The organism is Xanthomonas sp. 3075 (assembly GCF_014197275.1).
In the GTDB taxonomy this organism is placed as follows: Bacteria; Pseudomonadota; Gammaproteobacteria; order Xanthomonadales; family Xanthomonadaceae; genus Xanthomonas; species Xanthomonas campestris_B.
Genome location: NZ_JACIFI010000023.1, coordinates 1 through 20,264 on the forward strand (window position 1 = coordinate 1; position 20,264 = coordinate 20,264).

Below are 20,264 nucleotides of genomic sequence, written 5' to 3' on the forward strand. Positions count from 1 at the left end.
TGCCCAGGCCCTCAGCGTCACCGAACGTCAGTTGCATGGATCACTCCTCAACATCATGCGGGTAGTGTCGCGTATCTGTGGTGCGTTGTTCAGAGGTTCCCTAACGCGAGCAGTGCCCACGATCCTGAGCAATCGATAGCGAGGAGCCATTGCCATCCGCATTTGCGACATCCTTGCAGCGAGACGGGAGATGTTACCCCCCGCGACGCGCCGCTTACTTGCACATACCGCTGGAACACAAGGCACACAACACGGCTCCTGTCACGAGGTAGGCCAGCTGGTGGCGCATGCACCATGCCAGTGGCATCAAACCGCATCCCCATCGCAATGACCGTGCGGTTCTGTCCCACCTCGCTATACCGATGCCTCGGCATGTTGGCGAAACCTTCACCACCGCATGATCGGTCCGAAAAAGTGACTTGGCTCGCGCCGTGAGACATTGGCGTCAAACGAACCCAACTGTGTGATCCCTGTTCGCATTCAAACGCGTGCGTATCTCTAGGATGGCCGCTGCCCGGCAAGCCCCACGCAACTGGACACCATAGTTCTGCGATTGCAACGGCAACATGCGCATGCATGACGCCCAGCCTGTGCCTTCCTCCATCGACGGCCGCAAAACTGCCATGCGAGATCACGACGCGTGTTTTGCGCGCGCTCGCGCCTTCCGGAAGATGTTCGCTTCCGTATCAGGAGTCATTCGAGATGGTTGTAAAAACGTCCACGTTCATTGCGTTACTCGCATCGACACTATTCCTTTCAAGTAGCGATGGCGATGCGTCGCCACAATCAGGCGCGCCCGGCATGCGTGCACGCGCAGGCGCGGTGATCTCTCCTGCATCTGCGGCCTATCCAGGCCCGGCAGAAGTACCTGCCGGCACCGCGATCACGTTCTGGGCATCACAACCGGTCGATCGCGACGAGACGGTGGTAGTCAGCGGCGGCAACATCAGTCCCACCGCGACAGTGCGGCTTACCCGGCTCGACGATAGCGCGGCAGGCAATCCGCTGGAGACAGCAGACAGCGCCAACAATGGCTGGAGCAGCGTGACTCCGATCCAGGCTACCGAGCAATCGCTCAAGTTCCAACTTCCCGATATCGCGCGTGGCGTCTACGCGTATCAGATCGTCACCGGCAACGGTGCGGGTGCGACGACGCTGGTGAATGCCCCGGACATCTGGTTCGTGCAGGGCAATGTCGGCAGTGGTGCATCGCCGCGTGGCAGGCTCAATGTGTTCGGCACCGCATTGGGCAGGATGTCGGCATCGACCCAGCCTGTGCAGCTTGCGCTGGTCAGGAATGGCACCGTGCAACGCATCCTGATCGCCGACGAATCCAACCCCAAAGAAGGCATGTACGCACAGAGCTTCGCCATTCCGGCCGACATGCCCGAAGGCGATTACGAGCTGTATTTGCATAACGGCTCCGGCGGCCCAAGCGCATGGAGCCGCTATCAGAATTTCGGTGTCGGCGCAGATCGCACCGCTCCACGTCGCACCATCACCACCGTCAGCATTGCCTATCCGACCAACTGGCCGAACATCCAGTGCAGGGTGGCCCCGGCGATCGGCAATGGCGCACCGGACGATGCGAGTTTTGCCGCAGCATTCGCCTGCGCGGCCAACGGCGGTGTGGTGTCGATTCCCGCCGGCAGATACACCTTGTCGCAGCAATACGCACAAGGATTCAATCAGACGATTCCTAACCACGTGGTGATCGCGGGCGCGGGCAAGGACGCCACGGTGCTGTCCTTTCCGATTGCCAATAACACCACGTTGTTCAAGGGCAACGGCATCTTTTACACGCCGCCACGTCAACCCAAGTGCGATCAGCAGATCAACTGGGCCACCAACCTGTTTGGCATACGCGACCTGGCCATCGAAGCGCCCGCCATGCGCGAAGGAACCGGCATCGTGTTCGAGCATATGCCGCTGACGGATCTGCGCTCGGTCCCCTTCGTGCGCGATATCCGGCTCACCCTCGGCAGGCAAACCGATCGCACGGCCAGCGGGCCGCTGACGACCGGCATCCAGGCGAGCAATATCTCCAACCTGCAGATCAGCGGAAACGACATCACCGCCAGCAAGCCGATCACCATGGATAAGCATGTGTACGGCGCCACCGTGCAAAACAACACACTGCGTTGGCACGAGCTGGCACTGACCTTCAATCACGATGTGCAGAACGCGCTCATCACGCACAACCAGCACATCTCCGCCGGTGCGCCGTACCACAAGACGCCGTCGGAACTGGGCTTTGCTGCGCCTGGTCGTGATGTGTATTACGCAGACAATGCCAGCCAGTATCCGCAGGATGCGCAGCAGACCTGGCAGCTGACGATGGACGAAGGCATCGGCAACTATCTTGGCAAGGTCGCTGCCAGCTCTGGCACGACGCTGACGTTGGCCAGCAATGCAAAAGACGTTCCGTATCTGTGCGATCCCGATGGCAACTCGGTGATGATTGTCTCCGGCAAGGGCGCCGGCCAGATGCGTTACCTGATGGGCAATGCATCGCCGCTGGGCAACCGCGTGAACCTGGACCGTGCATGGGACATCCCGCCCGACCAGAGCTCCATCGTCACCATCGTGACGACCAATGGGCGGATGTTGTTCGTCAATAACGACCATGGTGGCGCTGGCCCGATCACCAACTTCTTTCCATCCGCCGACGTCATCCATGCATACAACCGGCTGCATCGCTTTGGTGCTGGAATCGTGCAGCCCACCGGGTTTTATACCGATGCCAACTCGCTACTGGCAGGCTGGCATTCGCAGATGCTCAATAATGAAATTACTGCAGATGCGGTTGCCAACCCGTCCTCGATCGGTGGCCAGACGGCAGTATTCAACCTGCAGGGAAGCAACCTGATGATCAGCGAAGGCAATCGAGAAAACGCCTGGTACACCGATGCGGTCACCAACACCGGCATCATCCGCAATAACCGCTTCGCTGTCGGCGCAACTGGCAGCGTGGGCCTTTGGGATCGGGTGAAGAACTCGCTGATCGAGAACAACATCACCCCGGAGGTCCGCATTCAAAACGAAAACGTCAAGGACGCATTGATCCGAGGCAACCGTACGGCAAGCGGGCAAACGTCGCCGGTCATCATGAATGAGCCACGCCCGGACAACGGCAATCTGGTGGTGCCGTAACGCGGATGTTTGCCGGTACGTTGCGTGCCCCTTGGGTCGCAACGTACCGGCTCATCGCCTCACGCGCGCAAATCAGCGCGCTGCACCCACAGCGTGGAGTGGATAACACACCGTAGCAGGCAGTCGTCGGCAGGATTCCGGGCATTGGGTGCGCCCATCGTGCAATGAGCGCAGCCCTTCGACGCGCCGCGCTTACTCCACCGTCACCGACTTGGCCAGATTCCGTGGCTTGTCCACATCGGTGCCGCGTGCCAGCGCGGTGTGATAGGCCAGCAACTGCACCGGGATGGTGTGGATCACCGGCGACAGCACGCCGGCGTGGCGCGGGGTGCGGATCACGTGCACGCCTTCGGATTCGCTGAAGTGACTGTCCTGGTCGGCGAACACGAACAGCTCGCCACCACGCGCGCGCACTTCCTGCATGTTGGACTTGACCTTTTCCAGCAGGCGATCGTTGGGGGCGATCACCACCACCGGCATCGCCGCGTCCACCAGCGCCAGCGGGCCATGCTTCAACTCGCCGGCCGGATACGCTTCGGCGTGGATATAGGAGATTTCCTTGAGCTTGAGCGCGCCTTCCAGCGCGATCGGGTAATGCAGGCCACGGCCGAGAAACAGCGCGTTTTGCTTCGGTGAGAAACGCTCGGCCCAGGCCACGATCTGTGGCTCCAGATTCAAGGCGTGCTGCACGCTGCCAGGCAGAAAACGCAACTGTTCCAGATAATCGGCTTCTTCTGCCGCGCTGATGCGCCCCTGCAACTTGCCCAGCACCATGGTCAGCTGGAACAGCACCGCAAGCTGCGTGGTGAATGCCTTGGTCGAGGCCACCCCGATCTCGGCGCCGGCACGCGTGTAGCAGACCAGTTCGCTGGCGCGTGGGATGGCGCTTTCCGGCACGTTGCAGATCGACAGCGTGTGCAGATGCCCCAGCGATTTGGCATATTTCAGCGCCTCCATCGTGTCCAGCGTTTCGCCGGATTGGGAGATGGTGACGATCAGATGTTTGGGGTTGGCATAGGCGGCGCGATAGCGGTATTCGCTGGCGATCTCCACGCTGCACGGCAAACCGGCAATGGCCTCGATCCAGTAGCGCGCGGTCATGCCGGCGTAGTAACTGGTGCCGCAGGCCAGGATCTGCACGCCTTCGATATCGCGCAACACCGCTTCGGCATGCGCGCCGAACAAAGAGGCAGGAAATCCTTTCGCATCGATCGCCGCCTCGATGGTATCGGCAAGCGCGCGCGGCTGCTCGTGGATTTCCTTCTGCATGAAGTGGCGGAACGGGCCCAGTTCCAGCGAGGCCAGCGACACATCCGACAGATGCAGCGGGCGTTGGACCGGCGCATCGTTGCCATCGAAGATCCGCACACCGTCGCGGCGCAATTCGGCCGTGTCGCCCTCTTCCAGGAAGATCACCTGGCGGGTGGCCTGCACGATGGCCGAGACGTCGGAGGCGACGAAGTTCTCGCCCTCGCCCACGCCGATCAGCAACGGGCAGCCCATGCGCGCGCAGACGAAACGCTCCGGTTCGGCCTGGCTCATTACCGCCAGCGCGTAGGCACCGGTGAGTTCCTTCACCGTGCGCTGCAGTGCGCTGAGCAGATCGCCCGCATCGGCCAGATGGTGATGGATCAGATGCGCGATGACTTCGGTATCGGTCTGCGACTCGAAGGTGTAACCGAGCGCGCGCAACTTCTCGCGCTGCTGCTCGTGGTTTTCGATGATGCCGTTATGCACCAGTGCCACGCCGGCACTGATATGCGGGTGCGCATTCGCCTCGGTGACACCGCCGTGGGTGGCCCAGCGCGTGTGGCCGATGCCCAGCGTCGCGCCGAACTGCTCGGCCTGCGCCGCCTGCGCCATCTCGGCCACGCGTCCGGTGCGGCGCACGCGGCGTACCTGCGCGCCATCGAGTACCGCGATGCCGGAAGAATCGTAGCCGCGGTATTCCAGGCGCTTGAGTCCTTCGATCAGGACCGGAACCACGTCGCGCCCGGCGATCGCTCCAACAATGCCGCACATAGGCCAACCCTTCAGAAATAAGCCACTCAGTTTAGCGTGTCCGATCTTGTCCACTCCATGACCGTGCCCGGACAGCGTGTCCGCGCCGGTGTCCGCGGACATCGCGGACACCGGCAGCTGGCGCACAAAACACATGTATTTCAACAAATTGAGAACTGGCACAGGTTCTGCTTGATCGCAGTGACGCCATCAAGCCAGCCGATATGATTCGCGATACTTCTGCCCAGGATCAGGTTCTCCGTACACCCGCCCAGGGCGCGCCATGGCGGCGTTGGCTGTGGCCCGGCATCGGTGTGGTGGCGGTGCTGGCCGGCATCGGCTGGGCGGTCAGCGCATGGAGCGCCGGCAGTCGCTCGTTCGATGCCGGCCGGGTGCGTATCGCCACGGTCGGCCAGGGCGACTTGGTGCGCGACATCGCCGCCGATGGCCGCGTCATCGCCGCCAACAGCCCGGTGCTGTACGCCATCTCCGCCGGCACGGTGACGCTGAGCGTGGTGGCCGGCGACGTGGTCAAGCAGGGCCAGGAGCTGGCGCGCATCGACAGCCCCGAGCTGCGCAGCAAGCTGGCGCAGGAGCAGGCCACGCTGGCCGGCCTGGAAGCCGAATCCAGCCGCACCGCCCTGGACGCGAACCTGGCGCGTGCCAACGCCAGCAGGCTCACCGACCAGGCCAAGATCGACAAGCAGGCAGCCGCACGCGACCTGGAACGCTACCAGCGCGGTTATGACGGTGGCGCCGTGCCGCAAGTGGAGTTGGCCAAGGCGCAGGACACCTTGAAGAAGACCGACATCGACCTGCAGCACGCCCAGCGCGATGCCTCATTGAAGAGCCAGGGCGCGGATCTGGATTCGCGCAACAAGCGCCTGCTGGCGGATCGCCAACGCGCGGTAGTGGCCGAGGTGCAGCGCCAGGTGGATGCGCTCACGCTGCTGTCGCCGTTCGATGGTCAGGTCGGCCAGGTACAAGCGGTGCAGCACACACAAGTCGCCGCTAACGCGCCGATCCTGGGCGTGGTGGATCTGTCCAACTTCGAAGTGGAGATCAAGGTGCCGGAAAGCTTCGCGCGCGATCTGGCGATCGGCATGCCCGCGCAGCTCACCAGCGGCAGCGGCGAGCCGTTTCCGGGCGCCATCTCGGCGGTATCGCCGGAAGTGGTCAATGGCGAAGTCACCGCACGTATCCGCTTCACCGACAAGCAGCCGCCCGGCCTGCGCCAGAGCCAGCGCATGAGCGCGCGCGTGGTGATGGACACGCGCCGCAATGTGCTCAAGGTCGAGCGCGGCCCGTTCGTCGAACAATCCGGCGGCAGCTACGCCTACGTGATGGACGGCAACACGGCGGTGCGCCGGCCGGTGCGCATGGGCGTCAGCAGCCTGGGCGAAGTGCAGGTGCTGTCCGGGCTGCAGGTCGGCGACCGTGTGGTGGTGTCGGGCGCGGATAACTTTGGCGATGCACCACGCGTCACCGTTCACTGAGCGCGGCGATCCATCTGCCCGCGCGCGCCGTGCGACAGGTGCCCGGAAGCCTCATGTAACACCTGTAGATTCCGCGTCCGCAACCGCCTGGCGACTGCTCGCCACGCATTGCTGACCACCCTGAATCCCGTTCGCACTCCTCTTTTTTGCAAGGACTCGGCAATGCTCAAGATGCAATCGGTCTCCAAGGTCTTCCGTACCGAACAGGTGGAAACGCACGCGCTGCGCTCGCTGGACCTGCATGTGCGCGAAGGCGAATTCGTTGCGGTCACCGGCCCTTCCGGCTCGGGCAAGACCACCTTCCTCAACCTGGCCGGGCTGCTGGAGACTTTCACCAGCGGGCAATACCTGCTCGACGGCGAAGACGTCAGCCATCTGTCCGACGACGCGCGTTCGCGCCTGCGTAACCGCAAGATCGGCTTCATCTTCCAGGGCTTCAATCTGATTCCCGATCTCAACCTGTTCGACAACGTCGATGTGCCGCTGCGCTATCGCGGCATGGCGGCGGCCGAGCGCAAGCAGCGCATCGAAGAAGCCCTGACCAAGGTCGGTCTGGGCTCGCGTTTGAAGCACTACCCCACCGAGCTGTCCGGTGGTCAGCAGCAGCGCGCCGCCATCGCGCGCGCGCTGGCCGGTAGCCCGCGCCTGCTGCTGGCCGACGAACCCACCGGCAACCTCGACTCGCAAATGGCACGCGGGGTGATGGAGCTGCTGGAAGAGATCAACAGCCAGGGCACCACCATCGTGATGGTCACCCACGACCCGGAACTGGCCGCACGCGCGCAGCGCAACGTGCATATCGTCGATGGCCAGGCCACCGACCTGGAACGCAATCCTGCCTTGATGCGCACGCGCGATGGCGCATCCACCCTGGCCGAGTAAGAGGCAGACCCCATGTTCGGCTACTACTTCAATCTGGCGCTACGCAGCTTCCGCCGCAACAAGGTGCTCACCGCACTGATGGTGCTGGCGATCGCGCTCGGCATCGGCGCCAGCATGACCACCTTGACGGTGTTCTATGTGCTGTCCGGCGATCCGATTCCGCACAAGAGCGATCGTTTGTTCAACGTACTGGTCGATCCACAACCCAAGGCCGGCTTTCAACCGGGCGAAGAGCCGGACGGCCAACTCACGCGCTTCGATGCCGAAACATTACTGCGCGAGAAGCGCGCCAAGCGCCAGGCGATGATGACCGGCGGCAAGGTTGCGATCGAGCCAGACAGGAGCGACCTGAGCGCTTTTCGGTCTGACGCCCGCTACACCTCGGCTGATTTTTTCCCGATGTTCGACACGCCTTTCCTGTACGGCCAAGGGTGGTCGGCCGCCAGCGACGAGCGGCATGAGCGGGTTGTGGTGATTACCAGGACGCTCAACGAAAAACTGTTCGACGGGGCCAACAGCGTCGGCCGCGAACTACGCATCAATCGAGCCACGTTTCGCATCGTCGGTGTACTCGCTGCATGGCAGCCCAACCCCCGGTTCTACGACCTCACCAACGCCTACGGCTCCGACGAGCAGGCCTACCTGCCGTTCTCGGTGGCCATTGACCTGAAGATGGAGCGTTACGGCAGCATGAATTGTTTTGGTGACGGGGACAACAGCGATCAAACCTCGCTCAATGCATCCTGCAGCTGGTTGCAGTACTGGGTCGAACTGGACAGCCCTGCGCAAGCGGGTGACTACAAGGCCTACCTGGAAAATTATTCCGACCAGCAACGCGCTGCCGGACGCTTCCAACGCCCCAACAACACGCGCTTGCGCAACGTCATGGAATGGCTGGAATACAAAAAGGTCGTTCCCAGCGACGTGCGTCTGCAGGTATGGCTTGCCATGGGCTTCTTGCTGGTCTGCCTGCTCAATACGGTGGGCCTGCTGCTGGCCAAGTTCATGCGGCGCAGCGGCGAGATCGGTGTACGCCGTGCGCTGGGCGCCTCTCGTCGCGCGATTTTCGCGCAGTGCCTGGTGGAGGCAGGAACTGTCGGCCTGGCGGGTGGCATCGCCGGACTGGGCCTGGCGTGGCTTGGGCTCTGGGCGGTGCGTCAGCAACCGGTCGACTATGCGTCGCTTGCGCATCTGGATCCAAGCATGTTGCTGCTGACATTCGTGCTGGCCTTGGGCGCCAGTCTATTGGCCGGCCTGCTGCCGTCCTGGCGTGCGATCCATGTCGCACCGGCGCTGCAGCTCAAGGCGTCCTGATCACCCCGTTCGTCGGTTTGCATCGGACCCGGCCTCTTATCGAAGGTATTGCCAATGGATATTCGCCCCATCATTTCCACATTGCGTCGGCACAAGACGGCTGCAGCATTGATCGTGCTTGAGATCGCATTGGCCTGCGCAATCATCTGCAACGCACTCTTCTTGATCGGCAACCGCATCGAGACGCTGCAAAGGCCCAGTGGCATTGCAGAATCCGAATTGCTCAGCATCGGCTTGAGCGGAATTGGCACCCAAGTCAACGCCGAGGTACGCACGCGCGAAGACCTGGCCGTACTGCGTAGCGTTCCGGGGGTGCGCAGTGCCATTATCACCAACCAGGTTCCGTTCGTGAATTACTCCTGGAACACCGGTATATCGGTGTCGCCCGACCAGGAGCGCTCCACGCTCAACGCAGCGCAGTACCTGGTGAGTGAGGGCGGGGTTGGCACCTTCGGCCTCCAGCTCGTCGCAGGCCGCGATTTCAGCGCAGACGAATACATGGACGATGCGGCATCCAACAAGATGCCTAATGACAAGGCGATGGCCATGATTGTGTCGCAGGCGACCGCCGACAAACTGTTTCCTGATCACAGCGCAGTCGGCAAGACGGTTTACGCAGGCAGAGCGCAACTGAAGATCGTCGGCATTGTGCAGACGCTGGCGCGCCCCAATCCCGCCAATGGCCTGAACCAGATCGATTACACGATCATGCTGCCGATACGCATCGCGTATACCGATGGACAATATATCGTGCGGGTCACCGATCCATCCCGGCGGCAGGAAGTCCTGCAGTCTGCCGTGAGCGCGTTGATGAAACTGGATGGCAGCAGATTGGTGCTGGAACAAAAAACCTACTCCGAGATCCGCGACAAGCACTTCCAGAACGACCGCGCAATGGTCTGGTTGCTTGGTGCGGTGTGCATCGCGCTGCTGATCGTCACCGCATTGGGCATTGTCGGCCTGGCCAGCTTCTGGGTGCAGCAGCGCACCAAGCAGATAGGCATTCGCCGCGCGCTGGGCGCCACACGCGGCCAGATCCTGCGCTATTTCCAGATCGAAAACTTTCTGCTGGCCTCGGTCGGCATCGTGCTCGGCATGTTGCTGGCTTACTCGATCAATGTCTGGTTGATGGCCCGCTACGAGCTGCCACGCCTGCCACTGCTGTATCTGCCGATCGGCGCGCTGCTGCTTTGGGTGCTGGGCCAGATCGCGGTGTTCTGGCCCGCCCGCCGCGCCGCGCTGGTGCCGCCGGCGGTGGCCACGCGTAGCGCGTGAGATGACCCGGATGCCGATCGACACCAGCAAAGGTCTTCGGTGATGTTCCGCTATTGCCTGCGGCTGGCGTGGCGTAGCCTGCGGCGCACCCCGATTGCCAGCGCACTGATGGTGCTGGCAATCGGTCTGGGCATTGGTGCGAGCATGACCATGCTGACCGTGCTGCATGTCATGTCGCGCGACCCGTTGCCGGCAAAAAGTCAGGTGCTCTACACGCCGCACCTGGACCCGTTACCAACCGACCTTCCCCGTGCGCAGGAATGGGGCGACCCCTCCGACAACCTGACATGGCCGGATGCAATGGCCTTGCTGCGGGCAGCGCCGGCTGTCCATCAGGCGGCAATGGCGAGCGGACAATCGCTGATCTGGCCGATGCAGGCCGCCACAGCGCCGCTCGACCTCAACGGCCGCTATACAACATCAGCGTTCTTTACGTTGTTCGGCATCCCGCTACAACAGGGGAACAGCTGGAGCACCCACGACGACCAGAATCATGCGCGCCTGATCGTATTGAGCCAGCGGCTGGCGAACACCTTGTTCGGATCGCGCGACCCGATCGGCCAGACGGTCGCCATCGGCGAGCAGCGCGTCGGCTTTCGCATCGTCGGTGTCATTGGCACATGGCATCCGCAACCGTTGTTCTATGCCGATCCAGGCCGCAAGGGCGCCTTCGGTGACCAGGACGAATTCTTTGTTCCGCTATCGACAGCGATGGAACTGGAGCTGGCGACCGGCAACAGCATCAGCAATTGGGAGACGCGCAGCGACAGTGGCGTCAAGCAACTCGAAAGCCCCTCCACCAGCTGGCTGCAGTTCTGGGCGCAGCTGGATACCCCACAGCAAGTCGCTGCCTACGAGCGTTTTCTCTACGACTACGCCGCGACCCAATATGCCAGCGGCCGCTTTCAGCGCCCGCCACAGACGGCTCGCCTGTATTCGCTGATGGGTTGGCTGGCGCACCTGCAGATGGTGCCGGATGACCTGCGCCTGCAGACGCTGTTGGCACTGGGATTTCTGTGGGTCTGCCTGATCAACGTGGTCGCCTTGTTGCTGGCAAAGTTCTTGCGGCGCAGTGGGGAAATCGGCGTGCGCCGTGCGCTCGGCGCTCGACGCCACCACGTGTTGCTGCAGTTCGCCACCGAAGCAGCGTTGATCGGAGGATTGGGCGGCTTGCTGGGCATCGCCATTGCCCAGGCAGGGCTCTGGAGTGTGCGCCAGCGCCCCGACGACTATGCCGCGCTGGCCCATCTCGATACGCCCATGCTGCTGAGCACCGTCGTGCTGGCCATCGTAGCCGCCCTGTTGGCCGGGCTGCTGCCGGCGTGGCGGGCCAGCCGCGTCAATCCGGCCCTGCAGATCAAGGACGTCTGAGATGCGCGTACCACTTCGCCCGATGCTTTCCAGCCTGGCACATCACCGGCTCACCGCCGGGCTGTTGGCCTTGCAGGTGGCACTCAGCTGCGCCTTCGTCACCAATGCGGTCTTTTTGATCGGCGACCGGGTCGACAGGCTGCGGACGCCGAGCGGCCTGCCCGAAGACGAAGTATCGCTGATCTCCGTGCGCGGCCTAAACAACAAGGCCGATGCGCAAGCACAATGGCAAGCCGACGTGATCGCGCTGCGCGGCATCCCCGGCGTCACGGCGGCCACCGCGATCGGCGCGACCCTTCCGCTGTCGGGCGGTGCCGACGACAGCGGCATCTGTGCCGATCAGCGCGCATTGGAGCGCGCGATCGCACTCCGTTCCAGCGGCGCTGCCGGTTGCGTGGATGTCAGCGCTTACACCGGTTCACCCGGGTTTGTGCAGGCCCTGGGTGCGCGCCTGATCGCCGGCCGCGATTTCCATCCGGCCGAGTACTCGACCTCCACGCCGAGCACGACCATCATCACCCGCGCGCTGGCACAGCAACTGTGGCCGGGGCAAGTGGCGGTCGGCAAGACACTCTACGGATGGGAGAGCCGAAGCACGGTCGTCGGCGTGGTGGAGGATGTGCTGCGGCCGAGACTGCGCAAGGCCGAGCTCGATCATCTGGTCACCTTGTCGCCGCAGCTACCCACCGGCAATCAGACGCACTATCTGTTGCGCAGCGCCCCGCAAGATCGCCGCCGCGTATTGGCGCAGGCGGCCGTCGTGCTTGCCACATCAGGACCGCTGCGGATCATCCCCGCCGACAAGCAACGCAGTTTTGCGCAGGTGCGCGCACGCTATTTCCAGCGCGACACGACGATGATCGGCCTGTTGCTTGCGGCCACCACGGGCCTGCTGTTCGTCACCGCGCTGGGCATCGCAGGACTGGCCAGTTTCTGGGTGCAACAGCGTCGCCGGCAGATCGGTATCCGCCGCGCCATCGGAGCGACCCGCCGCGACATCCTGCGCTACTTCCAGGCAGAGAATATGCTGATCGTCGGCAGCGGCAGCGCGTTGGGCATGCTGCTGGCGCTGCTGCTCAACCAATGGCTGATGCTTCGCTACGACGCTGTCCGCTTGCCGCCGATGTACGTGCCAGCCGGCGCGGTGGCCCTGTTGTTGCTCGGCCAGCTCGCGGTGCTATGGCCAGCACGGCGCGCCGCAGCGGTGGCACCTGCGGTGGCCACGCGCACGGCATGAGCCATCCGAGCGGCCCGACAACGGCACGACAATCCCTCGCGTGGCTGCGATGATGCGTGCTGCTTGCTCCGTTCGCTCGTTTATGACCGCAACCCGACAAGGCTTCCGATGCCGCAGATCCTGATCATCGACGACAACACCGCCGTGGCCACTGCGCTGGAGGTGCTGTTTTCGCTGCACGACATCGATGCGCGGCACGCGCATTCGCCGCAGGCCGGATTGGCGCTGCTGGACGAGCAGGGGTTCGACCTGGTGATCCAGGACATGAACTTCAGCGCCGACACCACCTCCGGCGAGGAAGGCGAAGCCTTGTTTACCCAGATCCGTCAGCGCCACCCGGATCTGCCGGTGATCCTGCTCACCGCCTGGACCCATCTGGGCAGCGCGGTAGGCCTGGTCAAGGCCGGTGCGGCCGACTACATCGCCAAGCCCTGGGACGACACCAAGCTGCTGACCACGGTCAACAACCTGCTGGAGCTGTCCGAAGCGCGGCGCGAACTGGAGCGCCGTCGCGAGCGTGAGCGACGTGGCCGCGAACAACTGACCCAGCGTTACGATCTGCGTGGCGCGGTGTTTGCCGACCCGGCCAGCGAACGCGCGATCGCGCTCGCCTGTCAGGTCGCGCGCTCGGCGCTGCCGGTGCTGATTACCGGCCCCAACGGCAGCGGCAAGGAGAAGATCGCCGAGATCATCCAGGCCAACTCGCCGGCAAAAAATGGCCCGTTTATCGCACTCAACTGCGGTGCGCTGCCTGGCGAATTGATCGAAGCCGAATTGTTCGGCGCCGAAGCCGGCGCCTACACCGGCGCCAACAAGGCACGCGAAGGCAAGTTCGAAGCGGCCGACGGCGGCACCCTGTTCCTGGACGAAATTGGCAACCTGCCGTTGGCCGGGCAGATGAAGCTGCTGCGCGTGCTGGAAACCGGCCGCTACGAGCGCCTGGGCTCCAACCGCGAACGGCACGCCAAGGTGCGCGTGGTCAGCGCCACCAACGCCGATCTACAGGCGATGATCCGCGATGGCAGCTTCCGCGAAGACCTGTACTACCGCCTCAACACCGTGGAAATCACCCTGCCCGCACTGGCCGAACGCCCCGGCGATATCGGGCCGTTGGCCGAACACTTCCTGGCCGGCGAAAAACCGCTGTCCACACAGGCGCGTGATGCCTTGCAGCGACACCCCTGGCCGGGCAATGTGCGCGAGCTGCGCAATGTGCTGCAACGTGCGTCCCTGCTTGCGCAAGGTGCGCGCATCGAAGCCAGCGATCTGAATCTGCCGCGCACCACTGCGCCACGCCCGGCCGCGCCCGCAGCCGGCGAGCCGGATCGCGCCCGCATCGAGCAGGCACTGGCGCGCGCCCAGGGCGTCATCGCCCAGGCTGCCGCCGAGCTGGGATTGAGCCGGCAGGCGCTGTACCGTCGCATGGACCGCTACGGCATCACTTCGGAATGAGTCCCGGCATGCGGCAGCGCTCTTTCACTTTCTCGCTGTTCTTACGGCTATTGCCGGTGTTGGCGCTGGCCGCCGCGCTGCCCTGGTTCATGGCGTATTGGCTGGACCGTGGCTGGGAAGTGGCCGTGGTGTCGGCGGTGCTGCTGCTGTCGGCGATGTGGTTCAGCCTCAGCCGCGCCACCGCACCGATGCGCTCGCTGTTCCGCGCACTGGCCGGCACCACCAGCAGCTATCGCGATGGCGAATACAACTTCGGCGTGTACTGGCGCGGCACCGACGAATTGGCGCAACTGGTGCAGGCGCACGCAGAGTTGGGCGATGTGTTGCGCGCGCAACGGCGCGACCTGGTGCAACGCGAATTGATGCTCGACACCATGCTGCAGAACACCCCGGTGGCGATGCTGCTGGTGGTGGCCGGTGGCGATGGCATGCGCCGCATTGGTTTTTCCAACAACGCGGCACGCAAACTGCTACATGAGGGCCGCAAGCTCGAAGGCCAGCATCTGGACGATGTGCTCGGCCGCATGCCGGACGAACTGCGCGATGCACTGGCACGCGGTGGCGATTGCCTGTTTGCGGTACGCGAGGATGGCGATGACGAAGACGACGAGCAGATCTATCACCTGTCACGGCGCAGCTTCCATCTCAACGGACGCAGCCACGAACTATTGCTGATCCGCACCCTGACCACCGAATTGCGTCGCCAGGAAGTGCAGACCTGGAAGAAGGTCATCCGCGTGATCAGCCACGAGTTGAACAATTCGCTGGCGCCGATCGCCTCGCTGGCGCACTCCGGTGCCGAGTTGCTGCGTCGCGAACGCACCGACCGGCTGGGCACGGTGTTCGAAACCATCGAAGAACGCGCACGTCATCTGGAAGGTTTCATCCGCGGCTACGCACGCTTTGCCAAGTTGCCGCAGCCGCAATTGCAGACCATCGACTGGGCGCCGTTTCTGGAACGTTTGCGGCAGCAGATTCCGTTCCAGCTGCAAGGCGCACTCACCGATGTCTGCAGCCGCATCGATGCCGCGCAGATCGAGCAGGCGCTGCTCAACCTGCTCAAGAACGCGCACGAAGCCTGCAGCGAAGTGCAGCCACCCAACAGCGATGTCGCCGTGCGCGTCACGCGCGTGCCGCAATGGCTGCGGATCGAAGTGCTCGACCGCGGCAACGGCATGAACGAGGCGGTATTGCACAATGCCTTGATGCCGTTTTACTCGACAAAACGCAACGGCACCGGGCTGGGCCTTGCACTCACGCGCGAGATCGCCGAGGCGCACGGCGGCCGCATCTCGTTGCATAACCGCGAACACGGCGGCCTGTGCGTCACCTTGTTGCTGCCGGCTGCGACCGCAGGCTAATTCGCTGCGACCGATTTCGAACGCGAATGCTGGCGGTTCTGCGGTGTCGCAGGCACACGATGGCGCATCCGATCGGACGCCCCCTCACCGGTGCGGATGCACCACGCCGGCAAACCATCGTTTGGGCAAACGCATTCGCGTTGCTGACAGCGCATCGCAAACGGCGGCCTGATCTCCGCGTTCAGTCGCCGCCAAGCGTGGCACGCTCTTCGATGCGCGGCTTCTTCAGTGCGCCACAGGCATCGTCCGCCCCCGTCGTCCGGGTGGCAGCAATCGCACGGTAGTAGCCGACGCCCACCGTATTGTCGAAAAACTGCCCGCCCTGCGAGGGACATTCGCCATCGGGCTTGAACCAGTCCGAAAACGCCGCGTACTTGCCCGCCCTGACGAAGCGGTTGCCCGCCACGTACGTATTGTCCGACGCATCGCGGGTGCGCACCGCGTCGCCGTTGATGTCGCTGAAGGTATTGCCTTCGACGCGATTGCCCGACGAATGCCGCGCCAGGTAGATCGCATGGACGAAACCGGAGGTCTTGGTGTCGTTTTCGATCGACACGAAGCGATTCTTTTCGATGCGGTTGTCGCGCGAATTCTGCAGCCGGATTGCCGCAAACGCGTAATCCGCTTCGCTACTGCGGCCATACAGGCCACCGATGCGCTCAAACGTCATGTCGCGGATGACATTGCCGCTGTTGCCGTCGTCGCCACGCTTGCTGCTGCCCAGATCCAGCGCCATCCAGTAATGGCTGACCTTCAAACCTTCGAAGGTCAATCGCGTCGCGGTATTTTTTCCACCTTTCAAGGTGAACCAGGTGGCGCCACCGCGCCCGTCGAACAGTGGTGGCGTTGCGGCGCCAGGGGTGGCGATAAAGCGGATGGGCGCTCCGTTGGTGAAGGTCCATTGCACGGACTGGCCGGGATAGGTGCCTGCGGCGATCAGCACGTCTACCGCACCGGTCGGCCGCCGCTCCAACAGGTGCTGCTGGGCCGCGCCAAGGCTGCGCAGCGCCGTCGACGCGCTGGTGCCGGCGGCAGCATCGTTGCCATCGGGCGCCAGATACAACCGATAGGCCTGTGCATGGAGCGCACCGGGCAGCCCGCCTGCCACCATCAGCAAGAACATCGCCAGTAACAAGCACCGCCGGGTTTGCATTGCGCACCTCGTGATCAGTTGTGCCCTACATCGTCTATCGGTGTCGGCGCTGCCGCAGATCTGCAGGACAGTGCGGCCGAGCAGCGCGCTACTTCTTGCTCGGTCGCTCCCAGCCTTCGATCACGGTCTGACGCGGACGCGTCACGCTGAGCTGGCCTGCGGGTGCATCGCGGGTGATCACCGAGCCCGCGCCGATGGTGGCCATGGCGCCGATCTCGACCGGCGCCACCAACGCGCTGTTGGAGCCAACGAACGCGCCATCGCCGATGGTGGTCTGCGACTTGTTGACGCCATCGTAGTTGCAGGTGATGGTGCCGGCGCCGATGTTGACCTTGCTGCCGATCACCGCATCGCCGAGATAGGTCAGATGGTTGGCCTTGCTGCCCACGCCCATCGTGACGTTCTTGGTCTCGACGAAGTTACCGATATGCACGCCGTCGGCCAGGACGGTGCCGGGACGCAAGCGCGCGAACGGGCCGATCATCACCGCGCCTTCGGTGACCACGCCTTCCAGATCGCAATGCGCACGCACCTGCGTGCCGGCGCCGAGGTCAACGTCGCGCAGTCTCACGAACGGGCCGATCACGACACCATCGCCCAGCGTCACATCGCCTTCCAGAATCACATCGATATCCAGCTGCACATCGCGTCCCACCTGCACCGTGCCGCGCTGTTCCACGCGCGCCGGGTCGGCCATGCGCACGCCTTGCAGGCAAAGCGCACGCGCGGCCCGCAGCTGCCAGGCGCGCTCGAGTTGGGCCAGTTGCCATGGGTCGTTGGCGCCTTCCACGTCCTGCACGTCGCTCACATGCACCATGTCGGCCGGGGTGAAATCCGCCGCGGCGCTGGCAAACACGTCGGTGAGATAGAACTCGCCCTGGGCATTCTCGTTGGACAGACCGGCCAGCCAGCGCCGCAGCGCGGTGGACTCGGCGGTGAGGATGCCGGTGTTGATGGTGCGGATGCGGCGCTGCTCATCATTGGCATCCTTCTGCTCGACGATCGCGGCCACCTTGCCTCCGGCATCGCGCAGGATCCGGCCATAACCGGCGGGGTTGGCCACATCGGCAACCAGTACCGCCATGCGGCCCGGTGCATGCAGCAATTGCAGCAAATCATCGGCCTGGATCAGCGGCACATCGCCGTACAACACCAGCACCGTGGCCGCATCCGGGATGGCAGGCATGGCCTGCTGCACCGCATGCCCGGTGCCCAGTTGCTGACGTTGCTCGGCCCACTGCAGATCGCTCTGCGCGGCGAATGCCGCCTGGACCTGCTCGCCGCCATGCCCGTACACCACATGGATCGCCGCCGGTTGCAGCTGCCGCGCGGTGGCAATCACGTGCGCCAGCATCGGCTGGCCGGCCACCGGCTGCAGCACCTTCGGCAAGGACGAGCGCATGCGCTTGCCCTCGCCTGCGGCCAGGATCACGACGTGCAGAGGCAAGGTCATCGAGACGTTCCAATAACGAATAGAGACGCAAATTCTAGTCGCTGCGCCAGCTCGCGTCGTGACCGGGCCAGTCGTCCAGCCGCGATCACACTTTGGGTGCAACAGCCGCTAGCATGGGCGCCCTCGTCCGCTCACCCCGCACACATGAGTCTGTTCCGCCAAGGCAGCCAATTCATGATCATTGGCGCCCTGCAGTTGGCCGTGGACTGCGGCATCTTCATCGCCGCCACGGCCGCAGGCATGCCGGCGGTGCCTGCCAATCTGCTCGGACGCATCAGCGGCGCAATGCTCGGATTCTGGCTCAACGGCCGCTTTACCTTTGCCCAGGACAACGGGGCACGCCTGGGCTGGCAGCGCTTCCGACGCTTTGCGGTGATGTGGTTGGCACTGACGTTGATCAGCACCTGGCTGCTCTCGGCAACGGTCGATCTGGTCGGCCTGCGCCAGGCCTGGCTGGCCAAACCGCTGGTGGAAGGCGGACTGGCGATCGTGTCGTTTTTCCTGGGCCGGCATGTGGTGTATCGCTGAGCGAGCGCACCGACGCTAGCGCGGTGACCAGCGACGGTGATGCTGCGTTGAAGCGATCTGTGTCGCCCATGGGCAGATAGACCAGGGGCTTTAGTGCGGCCAACAACACGCCTGCACAGCCGCCAGGCGGCGCGGCCAGTGCCCGGAGCAGCATGTACTCCGGTTCTGCGCACGCATCGTCCGCACCCACATGAAGATCGCGCACGACGTCTTGTTGGCCGCTCTTGGACGACGCCCCACTCAGCGGCAGAAATCGCCCAGGCTGCGTACCAAGGCCGCGCGATGCAGCGCATCCAGCTGCCATTGCGCTGCGTAATGGGCTGCGGCGCGCGCGGTGCTGGTCGGGCATTGCGGCGCGGAACGGGCCGCCGCGACGTCGGCGAGTGCGTCGAGCAATTCGCCCTGCAATTGATCCAGACGCGTGCGCAGGCTCGCCAGGTCAGGACGCGCCGTATCCGGTGCCCGCCCCCGTTCGCGCCAGTGGTTCAACAAGGCGTACTGCACCGATTTGTTGGCCTCGATCTGCGCAGCGAAGAAGCGCGCAGCATCGTCGGCGTCCAGCCCGCGCGCAGAAGCCTGATCGCGCACGCTCTGCAGCACCGCCGCCTCGCGCGTCTGGTCCAGCACCGGCTTGCCGCTGTCCCACTTGCTCAGCGCCACTGCATCGCCGATCGCATTGCGTTGCACGATGCGGTCCAGCAACGGATCCAGCGGCGGCTGGCTGCGCGCCGGCAGCGCACACCCCAGCATCGCCACGGCCAACAGGCCGGTCAGCGCGAAACCACGAAAACCATCGATCTTGCGGGCCATCTGGCGTTCCTTAACGGGCATGCATGAGGTGCCGGACCGCTGGCAAGCAGCGGCACGATGTAAGGCATGCAGTGTGCCTGCTGCCTCGACGCGTGCGGGCCGCATCACGCACGCGCATCCGCAAAAACGAAAAACGCCGACACGATGGTCGGCGTTTCGATTTCCACACGCGCAGCTGGCCGTGCTTCCAACCCTCGGGGTGCATGCGCCATCCGACGCCCGCATGCCCTGACACTCAGTGCTTGAGAGTGCGACGCAAACGTTCGAGCGCCTGCAACTGCACGGTCGCCTCGGTCAACCGACGCTGTGCTTCCGCCACATCCACCGCGTCGCCACGGTTGGCCAGCAGACGTTCGGCCTCTTCCTTGACCTTGCGCACGGCGGCTTCGTCGATGTCCTGCGCGCGCACCGCGGTGTCGACCAGCACGGTCACCACCTGCGGCTGCACTTCCAGGATGCCGCCGGAAATGGCGAAGTCCAGCTGCTCGCCGCTGGCGGTGGTGACCACCACCTTGCCCGGCTTCAGACGGGTGATCAGCGGCGCGTGCTTGGGCGCAATGCCCAGCTCGCCCAGTTCGCCGGTGGCCACGACCAGCGTCGCCTCACCGTGGAAGATTTCCTTCTCGGCGCTGACGATGTCGCAACGGATAGTGCTCATGGTGCCTCACAGTGTGAAGCGGGGAATCGGGAATCGGGAGTGGGGAATCGGAATAGCGGTTTGCTGCGCGCTTTTCCATTCCTCTCAATTCCGATCCACCGATGACCCGCTTTTACGATT

At 63.9% G+C, this 20,264-nt stretch carries 15 protein-coding genes; 10 read left to right on the plus strand and 5 right to left on the minus strand.

Features of this window, described 5'->3' with window-relative positions:
• The first annotated feature begins 801 nt into the window (after positions 1-801).
• Positions 802-3,153 carry a hypothetical protein gene (locus tag GGR62_RS17590; RefSeq protein ID WP_184409133.1) on the plus strand — a complete coding sequence of 784 codons (2,352 nt, stop codon included), beginning with the start codon at positions 802-804 and terminating at the stop codon, positions 3,151-3,153.
• A gap of 192 nt (positions 3,154-3,345) precedes the next feature.
• On the opposite strand, the gene glmS is transcribed toward GGR62_RS17590, so the two are convergent.
• Positions 3,346-5,175 carry a glutamine--fructose-6-phosphate transaminase (isomerizing) gene (gene glmS / locus GGR62_RS17595; RefSeq protein WP_184409189.1) on the minus strand — a complete coding sequence of 610 codons (1,830 nt, stop codon included), beginning with the start codon at positions 5,173-5,175 and terminating at the stop codon, positions 3,346-3,348.
• 203 nt (positions 5,176-5,378) lie between these two features.
• Between glmS and GGR62_RS17600 the strand changes: the two genes are divergently transcribed.
• The 8 genes from GGR62_RS17600 (at position 5,379) to GGR62_RS17635 (ending at position 15,542) form a co-directional block, all read left to right on the plus strand.
• Positions 5,379-6,650 (plus strand): efflux RND transporter periplasmic adaptor subunit, encoded by a 1,272-nt coding sequence (locus GGR62_RS17600; RefSeq protein WP_184409134.1) that lies wholly within the window; start codon positions 5,379-5,381, stop codon positions 6,648-6,650.
• A gap of 162 nt (positions 6,651-6,812) precedes the next feature.
• Entirely contained in the window at positions 6,813-7,532 is a 720-nt protein-coding gene (locus GGR62_RS17605; protein WP_184409135.1) for an ABC transporter ATP-binding protein, read from the plus strand.
• A 12-nt stretch (positions 7,533-7,544) separates the two neighbouring features.
• Complete coding sequence (locus tag GGR62_RS17610) at positions 7,545-8,846, plus strand: ABC transporter permease (RefSeq protein WP_184409136.1); 1,302 nt, start codon at positions 7,545-7,547, stop codon at positions 8,844-8,846.
• Positions 8,847-8,900: 54 nt separating this feature from the next.
• Positions 8,901-10,121, plus strand: a complete 1,221-nt coding sequence (locus GGR62_RS17615; RefSeq protein ID WP_184409137.1) for an FtsX-like permease family protein — start codon at positions 8,901-8,903, stop codon at positions 10,119-10,121.
• A 42-nt stretch (positions 10,122-10,163) separates the two neighbouring features.
• On the plus strand, positions 10,164-11,492 hold the full coding sequence (locus GGR62_RS17620; protein ID WP_184409138.1) for an ABC transporter permease: 1,329 nt from the start codon (positions 10,164-10,166) through the stop codon (positions 11,490-11,492).
• Between the two features lies 1 nt (position 11,493).
• The gene (locus GGR62_RS17625; RefSeq protein ID WP_184409139.1) at positions 11,494-12,729 is read left to right on the plus strand and encodes an FtsX-like permease family protein; all 1,236 of its coding nucleotides are present in this window, start codon (positions 11,494-11,496) and stop codon (positions 12,727-12,729) included.
• 108 nt (positions 12,730-12,837) lie between these two features.
• The gene (locus GGR62_RS17630; RefSeq protein WP_184409140.1) at positions 12,838-14,181 is read left to right on the plus strand and encodes a sigma-54 dependent transcriptional regulator; all 1,344 of its coding nucleotides are present in this window, start codon (positions 12,838-12,840) and stop codon (positions 14,179-14,181) included.
• A gap of 8 nt (positions 14,182-14,189) precedes the next feature.
• Positions 14,190-15,542, plus strand: a complete 1,353-nt coding sequence (locus GGR62_RS17635; protein WP_184409141.1) for a HAMP domain-containing sensor histidine kinase — start codon at positions 14,190-14,192, stop codon at positions 15,540-15,542.
• Between the two features lie 181 nt (positions 15,543-15,723).
• Here GGR62_RS17635 and GGR62_RS17640 read toward each other — a convergent pair whose 3' ends face one another.
• Together GGR62_RS17640 and glmU are read right to left on the minus strand one after the other, a co-directional pair.
• Complete coding sequence (locus tag GGR62_RS17640) at positions 15,724-16,665, minus strand: right-handed parallel beta-helix repeat-containing protein (protein ID WP_260306266.1); 942 nt, start codon at positions 16,663-16,665, stop codon at positions 15,724-15,726.
• Positions 16,666-16,783: 118 nt separating this feature from the next.
• Positions 16,784-18,148, minus strand: a complete 1,365-nt coding sequence (gene glmU / locus GGR62_RS17645) for a bifunctional UDP-N-acetylglucosamine diphosphorylase/glucosamine-1-phosphate N-acetyltransferase GlmU (RefSeq protein ID WP_184409143.1) — start codon at positions 18,146-18,148, stop codon at positions 16,784-16,786.
• A gap of 144 nt (positions 18,149-18,292) precedes the next feature.
• Between glmU and GGR62_RS17650 the strand changes: the two genes are divergently transcribed.
• Positions 18,293-18,676, plus strand: a complete 384-nt coding sequence (locus tag GGR62_RS17650) for a GtrA family protein (protein WP_184409144.1) — start codon at positions 18,293-18,295, stop codon at positions 18,674-18,676.
• 240 nt (positions 18,677-18,916) lie between these two features.
• On the opposite strand, the gene GGR62_RS17655 is transcribed toward GGR62_RS17650, so the two are convergent.
• Positions 18,917-19,486 carry a chorismate mutase gene (locus GGR62_RS17655; RefSeq protein WP_184409145.1) on the minus strand — a complete coding sequence of 190 codons (570 nt, stop codon included), beginning with the start codon at positions 19,484-19,486 and terminating at the stop codon, positions 18,917-18,919.
• Positions 19,487-19,721: 235 nt separating this feature from the next.
• Positions 19,722-20,144: a F0F1 ATP synthase subunit epsilon gene (locus GGR62_RS17660; protein ID WP_184409146.1), complete on the minus strand. Its 423-nt coding sequence runs from the start codon at positions 20,142-20,144 to the stop codon at positions 19,722-19,724.
• Positions 20,145-20,264: the final 120 nt, after the last annotated feature.